General features: G+C 70.5%; 9 protein-coding genes. 3 read left to right on the top strand and 6 right to left on the bottom strand.

Features of this window, described 5'->3' with window-relative positions; genetic code table 11:
- Window positions 1-37: 37 nt before the first annotated feature.
- Together AC1C2S_RS10375 and AC1C2S_RS10370 are read right to left on the bottom strand one after the other, a co-directional pair.
- Window positions 38-1,039 carry an NAD-dependent epimerase/dehydratase family protein gene (locus AC1C2S_RS10375; protein WP_495352439.1) on the bottom strand — a complete coding sequence of 334 codons (1,002 nt, stop codon included), beginning with the start codon at window positions 1,037-1,039 and terminating at the stop codon, window positions 38-40.
- 83 nt (window positions 1,040-1,122) lie between these two features.
- Window positions 1,123-3,978 carry a cation-translocating P-type ATPase gene (locus AC1C2S_RS10370; RefSeq protein WP_495352438.1) on the bottom strand — a complete coding sequence of 952 codons (2,856 nt, stop codon included), beginning with the start codon at window positions 3,976-3,978 and terminating at the stop codon, window positions 1,123-1,125.
- Window positions 3,979-4,138: 160 nt separating this feature from the next.
- On the opposite strand from AC1C2S_RS10370, the gene AC1C2S_RS10365 reads away from it, so the two are divergent.
- On the top strand, window positions 4,139-6,343 hold the full coding sequence (locus tag AC1C2S_RS10365; protein ID WP_495352437.1) for a copper-translocating P-type ATPase: 2,205 nt from the start codon (window positions 4,139-4,141) through the stop codon (window positions 6,341-6,343).
- A gap of 108 nt (window positions 6,344-6,451) precedes the next feature.
- On the opposite strand, the gene AC1C2S_RS10360 is transcribed toward AC1C2S_RS10365, so the two are convergent.
- The 4 genes from AC1C2S_RS10360 to AC1C2S_RS10345 form a co-directional block, all read right to left on the bottom strand.
- Window positions 6,452-7,048 (bottom strand): DUF6226 family protein, encoded by a 597-nt coding sequence (locus tag AC1C2S_RS10360; RefSeq protein ID WP_495352436.1) that lies wholly within the window; start codon window positions 7,046-7,048, stop codon window positions 6,452-6,454.
- Window positions 7,045-7,206 (bottom strand): hypothetical protein, encoded by a 162-nt coding sequence (locus AC1C2S_RS10355; RefSeq protein WP_495352435.1) that lies wholly within the window; start codon window positions 7,204-7,206, stop codon window positions 7,045-7,047. Before AC1C2S_RS10355 ends, AC1C2S_RS10360 begins: the two co-directional genes overlap by 4 nt.
- A gap of 187 nt (window positions 7,207-7,393) precedes the next feature.
- Window positions 7,394-9,277 (bottom strand): glycoside hydrolase family 15 protein, encoded by a 1,884-nt coding sequence (locus AC1C2S_RS10350; RefSeq protein WP_495352434.1) that lies wholly within the window; start codon window positions 9,275-9,277, stop codon window positions 7,394-7,396.
- Between the two features lie 413 nt (window positions 9,278-9,690).
- Window positions 9,691-10,050, bottom strand: a complete 360-nt coding sequence (locus AC1C2S_RS10345; RefSeq protein ID WP_495352433.1) for a heavy-metal-associated domain-containing protein — start codon at window positions 10,048-10,050, stop codon at window positions 9,691-9,693.
- 178 nt (window positions 10,051-10,228) lie between these two features.
- On the opposite strand from AC1C2S_RS10345, the gene AC1C2S_RS10340 reads away from it, so the two are divergent.
- Both AC1C2S_RS10340 and AC1C2S_RS10335 read left to right on the top strand, forming a co-directional pair.
- Window positions 10,229-10,648 (top strand): YciI family protein, encoded by a 420-nt coding sequence (locus AC1C2S_RS10340; protein WP_495352432.1) that lies wholly within the window; start codon window positions 10,229-10,231, stop codon window positions 10,646-10,648.
- Window positions 10,649-10,652: 4 nt separating this feature from the next.
- Entirely contained in the window at window positions 10,653-12,221 is a 1,569-nt protein-coding gene (locus AC1C2S_RS10335; protein WP_495352431.1) for an RNA polymerase sigma factor, read from the top strand.
- Window positions 12,222-12,318 lie beyond the last annotated feature (97 nt).

Raw genomic sequence — 12,318 nt, 5'->3', positions numbered from 1 at the left:
CATCCAAACCGATGGCGTCTGCGATTCCAGACGGGGCTCACTCCACCGGGGCGGGGCCGCGGAGCGCCGCGAGCAGTTCACGCTCCCGCTCAGCAGTGAGGCCGGCGCCGCGGTCGCGGTCGAGTCCTTCACCGCGCTCCCACTCGAGCAGTTCGCCGAGCAGCTGATCGAGGGGGCGCAAGCGCAGCCCTGCGGCGACGGCAGCAGCGTTCGAGCGGTCGAGGAACGCGTTCCACTCGGGGTCGACGATCCACAGCGGCAGCGATTCGGGACCCGACCATTCGTTGACGCCCTGCTCGACGAGCCAGTCGGGTGAGACGGCGACGACTTCGCCTTGGTGCCCGGCGACGGCCCGCGACCGCTCGATCCAGTCGCCGAACGTCGTGTGCTCGCCCACCGCAGTGAAGGCGCCGGTGAGCCGCTGCTCCACGGCGTCGATCGTGAATTGCACGAGGTCGTCGACGTGGATCGCCTGCACCGCGGAGTCGAAGGTGTCGGGCACGAGCATCGGCTCGTCGCTGCGGGCGGCGCGCGCCGACCAGTAGCCACCGCGGCCGGAGGCGTCGCCCGGGCCCGTGATGAGTCCGGGCCTGATCACGAGCAGCCGGTCGCCGAGCGCGTCCCGGTAGGCCTGCTCGATCGCCGATTTCGCTTCGCCGTACGTCTCGGGCGTCGACTCGTCGTCGGCGAGCGGCGGCATGAGCGCGGCCGATTCGTCGGCGCCCGGCTCGTCGTGCGCCGCGTAGACGTTGCACGAGGAGATGAAGGTCCAGTGCGCAGCGCGGCCGGCGAGATCCGCCGCGGCGCGGCGGGCGAAGCCGGGCTGGCGGGTCACGTCGATGACGGCATCCCACTCGCGGTCGGTGACGGCATCGTAAGCGCCGGGTTGCGACCGGTCGGCCACGACGACCGCAGAGCCCTCGGCGGCGGCACCCGCCTCGCCGCGGGCGAGTGACGTCACCCCGTGCCCGCGCCGAATCGCCTCTCGCGCGAGTTCGCGACCGAGCCACTGCGTTCCACCGAGCACGAGAAGGTCCATGCGCCCATTCGAGCACGTGACGGATGCCGCGCGCAGCCGTGTTCTCGCAACGCGAACTCCCGCGGCGACGAGGGCGCATCGCCTCAGTCGGTGGGCGCGAGGGCATCCGCTCGGCGACGCTCGATCGCCCGGATACCGACCTTCCTGAGCTCCTCGACCCAGAGCACGGCCGACGCCATCACCGCGCAGACGAGCCAGTGCTCGCCGTCGAGCCCCCGCGTGCCGAACGCCACCTGCAGCGGCGGCAACGAGACGACCGCGACCTGCAGCACCACGGCCAGTACCACCGAGCCCCAGAGCCACCGGTTGGCGAAGAGACCGCGGAAGGCGCTCGACGCGGCCGAACGCGCGTTGAACGCGGTGAACAACGCGGCGAAGACGAGCGTCGTGAAGCCCGCGGTGCGCGCGACCTCGAGCGAATCCGTGCCGCCGGGAATGAGCCCACCCGGCAGGAAGATGTCGATGGTGAGCAGCGTGATCACCGAGATGACGAGCCCGGTAGTCGCGATCCCGATCCACATACCCGTATCGATCGCTCGATCGTGGATGCCTCGCGGCGGCCTCGCCATGACGTCGCCGATCTCGGGATCGACGCCCATCGCGAGCGCGGGTCCCGAGTCGGTGACGAGGTTGATCCACAGGATCTGCGTCGCGAGCAGGGGCAGCACGAGCCCGTCGTCGCCGGCGCCGGTGAGGCCGAGCACACCGCCGAACACGACGCCGAAGAAGACCGTCAGCACCTCGCCCATGTTGGAGTACAGCAGGTAGCGCAGGAACTTGCGGATGTTGTCGAAGATCACCCGCCCCTCGCGCACGGCGTGCACGATCGTGGCGAAGTCGTCGTCGGCGAGCACCATCTTCGCCGCCTCCTTCGTGACCTCGGTGCCCGTGATGCCCATGGCGATGCCGATGTCGGCCGACTTCAACGCCGGCGCGTCGTTCACGCCGTCGCCCGTCATCGCGACGATCTGGCCATCGGCCTGAAGCGCATCGACGATGCGCAGCTTGTGCTGCGGCGCGACACGCGCGAACACTGAGACGGTGCGAACGGCATCGCGCAACTGCTGCTCGTCCATGCCGTCGAGGCGAGCACCCGGCAGGGCGATGCCATCGTCGGGGATGATGCCGAGGTCACGCGCGATGCGCCCGGCCGTCGCGGGGTGGTCGCCCGTGATCATGATCACGCGGATGCCGGCGGCATGCGCCTCGGCGATCGCCGGGAGCACCTCGGGGCGCGGCGGGTCGATGATGCCCACGACACCGGCGTAGACGAGGTCGTGTTCAGCGGACTCGTCGATGGCTGCTGCATCCCTCGCCGCGTCGTCGCCGCCTTCGAACTCGGGTGCGGCGCGGTACGCGACCCCGAGGGTGCGGAAGGCCGCCTCGGAGAGCGCCTCCGTGTCGGCGAGGGCTTGCTCCCGCCGATTCGCATCGAGCGGCACCGTCTCGGAGCCCAGCTGTATGCGGGTGCAGTGCTCGAGCAGAACGTCGGGGGCGCCTTTACTGAGCACGACGACCTCGCCGTCGTCTCTGCGGTGCGCGGTCGACATCATCTTGCGTTCGGAGCTGAACGGAACCTCGCCCACGCGCCCGTATCGGGCCGCCTCCTCGGCGGTGCCCTCCACCTTCCGGGCAGCCACGAGGAAGGCCGCCTCGGTCGGGTCTCCCTCGATCTCCCATTTGCCGTCGCGCTCAGCGAGCTGCGCGTCATTCGCGAGCGAACCCACACCGAGCACGAGCTGCACCTCGGCACGCAGCGAGCCCTCTCCGAGCTCGAGGCCCTTGGTCGTCGCCGCGCCGATGGGCGTGTACCCGACGCCACCGAGGTCGACGGCGCCCGACGCCGTGACGACCCGCTCGATGGTCATCTGGTTGGTGGTGAGCGTGCCGGTCTTGTCGGTGCAGATGACGGATGCCGACCCCAACGTCTCGACGCTCGAGAGGTTCTTCACGACCGCGTTCCGCTTCGCCATGCGCTGCACACCGAGCGCGAGTACGACGGAGAGGATCGCCGGAAGGCCTTCGGGCACGGCGGCGACGGCGAGCGAGACACCGAGCAGCAGCACGGTCACGAACTCGGCGGGGGTGCTGACGCCCTCGACGAGCACGATCGTGACCATCACGACGATCGCGATGACGACGACGATGCGGCCGAGCAGGCGCCCGAGGTGCGTGACCTCCACCTGCAGCGGAGTGGGCTCCTCGACGGTCTCGTCGAGCATCGTGGCGATCGAGCCCATCTCCGTCGACATGCCGGTCGCGGTGACGATCGCCCTGCCTGTGCCGCGGTTGACCGCTGTGCCCTTGTAGACCATGTCGAGGCGGTCGCCAAGGGGCACGGTGGCCTCGATCCTCTCCGAGTGCTTCTCGACGGCCTCGCTCTCGCCGGTGAGCGAGGCCTCGGCGATGCGCAACGTGTGCGCACGGAACAGCCGGCCGTCTGCGCCGACCTGGTCTCCCTCACCGAGCACCAATACGTCGCCGGGCACGAGTTCGGCGCTCGGCACCGTGCGCAGCTCGCCATCGCGCAGCACGGTCGAGTGCGCCGCGGTCATCACGGCGAGCGCCGCCACCGCCTGCTCGGCGCGCGACTCCTGCACGAAGCCGAGCACGGCGTTCAGCACGATGATGGCGACGATCACGATGGCATCGATCGGCAGCCCGTCGGCGCCCTCGACGATCCACGCGATGAGAGAGATCACCACGGCAGCGAGCAGGAGCACGATGAGTGGGTCGGTGAACTGGGCGAGGATGCGTCGCCAGAGCGGGGTGCGGCGCGTGCCTCGCAGCTCGTTGGGCCCGTGGACGGCGAGCCGGGCAGCAGCTTCGGCTCCCGAGAGTCCGTTGTCGAGGTCGACACCCAGCAGGCGTGCCACCTCCGGGGCATCCGTTCGCACCGGGTCGAACGCGTCGGTCGAGATCTCGCCGGGGCTCGTCATGCCCCCATCCTCCGGGCGTGTCATGACCACCGCAAGAGCGGGACGGCGCGGCTCGATCGATGCGCCGGGTGAGGGAACAGAACGGCGAGGGGTGGTGTTCTGCTGAGGGAGCGATACCCTATGGGGGTATTGGAGCACGAGCAGACGACGGAGGAAGATGATGGGCGCCACCCGCGACGACATGCACGAGCACCACACCGAGGGCGCGGGGCATCCGCAGACGAGGCAGGCTGCACACGAGATGAGCAGACACGACGCGCACGCCGGGCACGATCCGCACGCCGGACACGACATGAGCGGCCACGCGGGCCACGACATGAGCGGCCACGCCGGCCACGACGGCCACGCGGGCCACGGCGACCACGTCGGCCAGTTCCGCCGCCTGTTCTGGATCATGCTCGTCATCGCCGTGCCGACGATCGCGTTCAGCCCGATGTTCGCGTCGATCCTCGGCTACCGGCTGCCCGACAACGCCGTGATCGGCTGGATCTCCCCGATCCTCGGCACGGTCATGTACTTCTGGGGCGGCAAGCCCTTCCTCACCGGCGCCTGGTCTGAGTTGAAGTCGCGCAAGCCGGGCATGATGCTGCTGATCGGCCTTGCGATCACCGTCGCGTACTTCGCCTCCCTCGGCGCGAGCCTCGGCCTGCTCAGCCACCACCTCGACTTCTGGTGGGAGCTCGCGCTCCTCATCGTGATCATGCTGCTCGGTCACTGGATCGAGATGCGCTCGATCATGCAGGCCTCGAGCGCGCTCGACGCGCTCGCAGCCCTGCTGCCCGACGAGGCGGAGCGAGTCGTCTCGACGGGCTCCGCCGACGCCGGGGCATCCGTCACCGAGACCGTCTCGCCGTCGGAGCTCGCGGTCGGCGACGTCGTGATCGTGCGCCCCGGCGGGCGCGTGCCCGCCGACGGCGAGGTGACCGACGGCACCGCCGCGATGGACGAGTCGATGATCACCGGCGAATCCATCACGGTCGCGCGCGGCCCCGGCGACCACGTCGTCGCCGGCACCGTCGCCACCGACACGGCGATCCGGGTGCGGGTCGGCGCCGTGGGCGACGACACCGCGCTCGCGGGCATCCAGCGACTCGTCGCGCAAGCGCAGGCCTCGACCTCGCGCGCGCAGCGTCTCGCCGATCGGGCCGCCGGCTGGCTCTTCTGGTTCGCGCTCGGCGCCGCCGTCATCACGGCGATCGCCTGGACCCTGCTCGGTGATCCCGACGACGCCGTCGTGCGCACCATCACCGTGCTCGTCATCGCCTGCCCGCACGCCCTCGGCCTCGCCATCCCGCTCGTCGTCTCGATCGCGACCGAGCGCGCGGCGAAGGGCGGCGTGCTCATCACCGACCGTCTCGCGCTCGAGACGATGCGCACGGTCGGCGCGGTGCTCTTCGACAAGACCGGCACTCTCACGAAGGGCGAGCCCATCGTGACGGATGCCCTCGCGGCGCCGGGCTTCGACCCCGACGAGGTGATAACGCTCGCCGCAGCGGCAGAAGGCGACTCCGAGCATCCGCTCGCGAAGGCGATCGTCGCGGATGCCGCGCGCCGCGGCCTCGCCGTCCCGTCGGCGTCGGGCTTCACGGCGTCGGCGGCCATCGGCGTGCGCGCGACGGTGAACGGACGCACCGTGCAGGTCGGCGGCCCCGGGCTGCTCGCCCGCGAAGGCATGGAGTCGCTCGCGGCATCCGCGGGCTGGAGCGAGCGCGGGCAGACCGTGCTGCACATGCTCGTCGACGGAAGCGTGGCCGGCGCCATCGCACTGGCCGACGAGATCCGGCCCGAGTCGAAGGAGGCCGTCGACGCGCTGCACGCCCTCGGCGTGCAGGTCGTGATGATCACGGGCGACGCCGAACCCGTTGCCCGCACCGTCGCCGCACAACTCGGCATCGACCGCGTCTACGCGGGCGTGCGCCCGGAGGACAAGGCGGCGAAGGTGCAGGAACTGCAGCACGAGGGACTCACGGTCGCGATGGTCGGCGACGGCGTCAACGACGCCCCCGCCCTTGCGCAGGCGGATGTTGGCATCGCGATCGGCGCCGGCACGGATGTCGCGATCGCCTCGGCCGGCGTGATCCTCGCGTCATCCGACCCTCGTTCGGTGATCTCGGTCATCGAACTGTCACGGGCGAGCTATCGCAAGATGTCGCAGAACCTCTGGTGGGCCGCCGGATACAACCTCATCGCGGTGCCGCTCGCGGCGGGCGTGCTCGCCCCGATCGGGTTCGTGCTGCCGATGTCGGTCGGCGCGATCCTGATGTCGCTCTCGACGATCATCGTCGCGGCCAACGCGCAGCTGCTGCGCCGCCTCGACCTGCGGCCCGAGGCCTCGACCCGGGCGGTGCTCGAGCGCGTGGGCTGAGGCATCCGCTCGCCCAGCGTCACCCGGCCCGCGGTCTGACGACCTCCATACCCGGCGTTCGGGGTGCTGCGTGCTGCGTGGTGCGTGCAGCTCAGCCGGCGAGGCCGCTCACGAGCTCCTGGGCGGCCACGCTTCCCAGCCGCGGCGCGGACCGAACGGTCCCTCGCCACCGCCATCGCTCGACCAGCGTTCGGTGTGGAACGACGCCCAGCCTCCGGATGCCTCCGCGAATCCTCCCGACACGACGGCGTCGACGTACTCACGAGCCGACGCGACAAGCTCCGGCACCTGGTCGTCGCAGGCATCGCATCCGCACAAGGGCAGCACGATGCGGGTGAACTCGCCGAACCCGAGCACGAGACCGGGAAAATCGGTCAGGGCGATGGTGATCGCCGCGGCATCCGTCGGTCGAGGCCGTATGCGAACCGCGCGGAGGATCTGAACGCCCTCGCGCAGTTCCGCCTCCAGTACCGGCTCGTCGTCGCGCTCGACCTCGAACTCCGCCTCGAGGTCGTCGGCGAGGGCGAAGGCGAAGGCATGCAGGGGCCGGTAGCGCTCGGGGTCGCTGACCCGGCTGTACGACTCGGTCGGCGGCCCGTCGATGCCCCAGCGCCGCGCCGCCCGGATCTCATCGACACCCGACGACTCCGCTCGTCGCGGCGACTCGAAGGCGCGATTCGAGTCGCGGCCTTCAGTCGCGCTCATCCGCCCGCGCGGTCGACGAGGCCGGTCATGATCGCCGCGTCTGGTCGCACGGCAGCGGGAGAGGCGGCGAGCATCCGCTGCCGCATCGCATCGGCGACCGCTCCGTTCGCACACGCGGTCGGCGCCACCAGTACCAGCAGTGCGCCGGCCGCAGCCATCGCGGTCACCGTCGACCTCGTGCCTCGCCCGCCTCGCATGCGCACCTCCGCGGTGAACCTAACAGGCGGCGGGCCAGTGCACCAGCATCGGGCGGATGCCGCAGCTCACCGAACCCGATCAGGTCAACCCGACCAGACGAACCCGACCGACCAACCCGACCAGACGAACTCGATCAGGCGAACTCGATCAGGCGAACTCGATCAAACGCTCGATCATGATGATGCGTCGGGCGGCCTCGATGAGGGCGAGGTGCGAGAACGCCTGCGGGAAGTTGCCGAGGTGCTGGCCCGTCTCCGTGTCGAGCTCCTCGGCGAGCAGGCCGAGCGGGGAGACGATGCGGAGCAGCTTCTCCATCAGCGCGTGCGCGCGCTTGCCCTCGCCGATGATCGTGAGCGCCGAGACCAGCCAGAACGAGCAGATGAGGAAGGTGCCCTCGCGCCCCGACAGGCCGTCATCGGTCTCTTCAGTGCGGTAGCGAAGCGCGAACCCGCTCTCGGTGAGTTCGTCGGCGATCGCCAGCACCGTGTTCCGCAACCGCTCGTCGTCGACGGGGAGGAAGCCGTAGATCGCCGCGAGCAGAGCGGATGCATCCAGAGCATCGGTGCCGTAGTGCTGGCGCAGCACGCCGCGATCGCTCACGCCGTTGCCCAAGATGTCGGCGGCGATCTCGTCGGCGACGCCGCGCCACTGCTTCGAAAGCTCCGCGTCACCGACGATGTCGCCGAGCTTCGACGCCCGGTCGAGCGCGACCCAGCACATGATCTTCGACGACACGTAGTGCTGGGGTTCGCCGCGGGCCTCCCAGATGCCCTGGTCGGGCTCGCGCCAGACCGCGGTCGCGCATTCGGCCTGCGAGCGGATCAGCGGCCACAGCGATCGCGGCACCCGTTGGCTGCGACGCGAGTGCATCAGGATCGCATCGAGCACCGCCCCGTACAGGTCGTTCTGCCGCTGGGCGAACGCGCCGTTGCCGATCCTGACGGGCCGCGAACCCAGGTATCCCGTGAGGTGATCGAGCGTCGACTCGGTGAGGTCGCGCCGCCCGTCGATGCCGTACATGATCTGCAGCGAGCCGTCGCCGTTCGCCTCGAGCCCGGAGAGGAACTCCACGAACTCGTCGGCCTCCCAATCGAGGTCGAGATAGTGCAGCGCCTGCACGGTGAACGACGAGTCCCGAATCCAGTTGAAGCGGTAGTCCCAGTTGCGTTCTCCGCCCAGTGTCTCGGGGAGCGAGGTCGTGAGGGCGGCAACCGTCGCGCCCGTCGGCATGTACGTGAGCCCCTTGATCGTCAGGGCCGAGCGCTCGAGCGCTTCGCGCCACGCGTGGTCGGGGATTCTCGCGTCGCTCAGCCAGTCGCGCCAGAACGCGACCGTGAGGGAGAGTTCGGCGGTCGCCTCTTCGAACGTCGCCGGGCCGGCGAGGTCGTCGGCCCACGACAGCGAGCAGAACGCCTGCTCGCCCGCGCTCAGGGTGTGGCGCGCGCGAACGTGCCCGCCCTGGATGCCGAGGGACAGGTCAGAGCGCAGCCGCAGCGAGACGCCGGCACCGCTCGCGGTTGCACTGTGCTCGTCGGTCGCCGCCCACTCGGCGTCCACGCGCCCGTAGTCGAAGACCGGCTCGCAGACGAGCTCCATCTCGACGTGTCCGTCGAGGCACGTCACGGTGCGAACGAGGCAATGCGCCGCGTCGTCGTCGGCGGGCGCCCGGGTGTGCGGGGTCGTCGTATCGGGCGCAGTCCGCGGAACGATCGTGAGCGCGTCACGCACCTCCGCCCAGCCGGTCGGGGTCTTCCACGTGGTGACGAGCACGTTGGTGCCCGGCTCGTAGGCGCGCGACGACGGGGCGTTGACGTCGAACGGCCCGAAGCGAAAGTAGCCGGCCTGCCGGTCGAGAATCGTCGCGAAGACGCTCGGCGCATCGAACTTCGGCGGGCAGAGCCATCCGACCGAGCCGTCTGGTGCGACGAGCGCGCCGGTGTGGCAATCGGAGAGGAACGCGAACTGGGCGATCGGCGGGAAGGGCGAGCGACCGACGGCGCCGGCGAATTGCGGCGCCCGCCTCGTGTTCACGAGCTCGCCCCTGCGATTGCCGGTTCCCGCATTGAGTCAGTCACCCATTCATGACAGCACAGCAACGGACTCCGTGGCGAGAGGCGCGCACCCCGAACACCCGCCCGCCCGCCGGCCCTGTTGCGCGCCCGTCGCGCGGTCGGTCACCGGCCGAGCATGCCTTGCATGCGCTCGACCTCGGGAAAGAGCCGAGAAGTGGATGCCGCGTCGCGGCCTGGACCGCCCGGCCTCGTCGTCGTTCGACACGCCGCTCATCGCGTGCCCGACGCCGGCGAACGCACGGCCGCGGCGGCGAACGCAGGACCGCGCCGGCCAACGCACGACAGCAGCGGCGAACGCAGGACCGCGGCGGCGAACGCACGACGGCAGCGGCGAACGCAGGACTGCGCCGGCGAACGCACGACCGCGTGCGTTCACCCCTCGACCACCTCGTAGCCGGCTTCGGCGACGGCCGCGCTGATCGCAGCCGCGGAGACCGGGGCCGCGCTGCGCACCGTCACGCTCGAGACGCCGCCCGCGACGAGCGCGATCTCGACGGCATCGACGCCGTCGACTCCGGCGAGTTCTTCGGTCACGTGGCGCACGCAATTGCCGCACGTCATGCCCGCGACGCCGAAGCTCGCCTCGACGAGTGAGCTGGCGGCACCCGTGCCGGCGGCGTGCGCATGCGCCGCGGCGGGCGCCGCGGCATCCGTGACCGTGTCGACGGCGCAGCATGCGCAGCTGCCGTCGGAGAGCTCGATCTCGGTTCTGCCTTCGGGCGCGAGGGTCATCTCGGAGTCCTTTCGTCGTTGGGCTCACTATACCCCCCTCGGGTACTTGAATACGCAAGCCGACCACGCATGACAGCATGAGGAAAAGAAATTCGCGAGCGATGTCGATCCGGCACCCGCCCGTTCGACGCCAGAGTGAGGCGGGCACTTCGGCCCCCTCCCCACAAAGGAGAGAACCATGAAGTACATGCTGATCATGCGGTCCGACGACGCAGCCGTCGAGGCGTACGAGAACCTCGATTTCGCCGAGGTCATCGCGGCCATGGGCGCCTACAACGAGTCGCTCATCAAGGCCGGCGTCCTGCTCGCCGGCGAGGGCCTCACCGACGCGAAGGAGGGCTTCGTCGTCGACTTCGATTCCACGCCCCCCGTCGTCACCGACGGCCCCTACGGCGAGACGAAGGAGCTCTTCAACGGGTTCTGGATCATCCAGGCCTCGAGCGCCGAAGAGGCCGCCGAGTGGGCCAAGCGCTGCCCCCTCGGCCCGGGTTCGAAGCTCGAGGTGCGCCGCGTCACCGAGCTCGAGGACTTCCCTCAAGACAACGAGTGGATCCAGAAAGAGGCCGGCTGGCGCGAAGGCAAGCTCGCGAACGGCTGATCCCATGACCACCGATCGCTCCGGGGGTGCATCTCCGGCAGATCCGACCCCAAAACGCGGTGCGGATGGCGGAGATGCACCCCCACAACGAATTGATGCAGCGGATGCAGCGGATGCAGCGGGTGCGGACAGCCGGGCGAGCGGAATCGATGCAGCGGATGCAGCGGGTGCGGGCAGCCGGGCGAGCGGAATCGATGCAGCGGATGCAGCGGGTGCGGGCAGCCGGGCGAGCGGAATCGATGCAGCGGATGCCCCGGGCACGGTCGGTGCCGCGAACGCCGACGACGCCGACCGTGCCCGGCGCGCGGTCGCCGCGGTGTGGCGCATCGAGTCGGCGCGCATCGTCGCGACCCTGACCCGCTTCGTCGGCGACGTCGGCCAGGCTGAGGATCTCGCGCAGGAGGCGCTCGTCGAGGCGCTACGGCAGTGGCCGGCCGAGGGCGTGCCGAACAATCCGGGTGCGTGGCTCACCGCGGTGGCCAAGCGCCGGGCGATCGACGGCTGGCGGCGTCGCGAGCGGCTCGACGAGCGGTACGCGTCGATGGGCCACGACCTCGAGCGAGATCGCGCCGCGGCATCCGACACCTTCTGGGACCCCGACACGATCGACGACGACATCCTGCGCCTGATCTTCGTGTCGTGCCACCCCGTGCTCTCCCGGGAGGCGCAGATCGCCTTGACCCTGCGCATCGTCGGCGGTCTCGGCTCGGACGAAATCGCCCGGGCGTTCCTCGTGCCGACCGCGACGATCCAGCAGCGCATCGTGCGCGCGAAGAAGACGCTCGCCGCCGCGAAGGTGCCGTTCGAGGTGCCCGAGCCGAACGAGTACGCCGAGCGCCTCGGCTCGGTGCTCTCCGTGCTCTACCTCATCTTCAACGAGGGCTACCTGCCTGCGACGGGCGAGGCCTGGGTGCGACCGGATGTCTCGGCCGAGGCCATCCGCCTCGCCCGCATGGTCGCCGGGCTCATGCCCCGCGAGCCCGAGGCGCAGTCGCTCGTCGCCCTGATGGAGTTCACCGCCTCGCGCTTCGCGGCGCGCACGAAGCGCGACGGCACGCCGATCCCCCTCGACGAGCAGGACCGCTCGCGCTGGGACCGGTCGCAGATCGCGCGCGGCACCGCGGCGCTCGCCCGCGCCGACCAGGTCGGCCGCGGACGTGCCGCGTACGGCCTGCAGGCGGCGATCGCCGAGTGCCATGCGGTCGCGGCATCCGTCGACGACACCGACTGGGCCCGCATCGTGGTGCTCTACGAAGCGCTCGGGCGGCTCGCCCCGTCGCCCGTCGTCGAACTGAACCGGGCAGTCGCCGTCGCGATGTCGACGGGGCCGGCGTCAGCGCTGCTGATCGTGGACGGACTCGTCGTCGGCGGCAAGCTCGCCGGCTACGCTCCGCTGCCGGCCGTGCGCGGCGAGTTGCTGCGCCGACTCGGCCGTACCGGTGAGGCCCGCGGCGAGCTCGAGACCGCGGCCCGGCTCACCGGCAACGAACGCGAGCGCGCGTCGCTCCTCGCGAAGATCGCCGCGCTCGCGCCACCCGCGCCACCCGCGCCGCCCGCGCCACCCGCCGAGTAACGCGCCAATACACAACTGAAGTCACCGAAACGTCGCAGATGGCGACCTCAGTGGACCGATGCCCGCCATCTGCGACTTTTGGATGCCCCGTCGATCG

The sequence above is a fragment of the Agromyces sp. Y782 genome (assembly GCF_059445405.1).
Note: the sequence above shows the minus strand (reverse complement) of the source record. Positions and strands in the feature narration are given on the sequence as shown.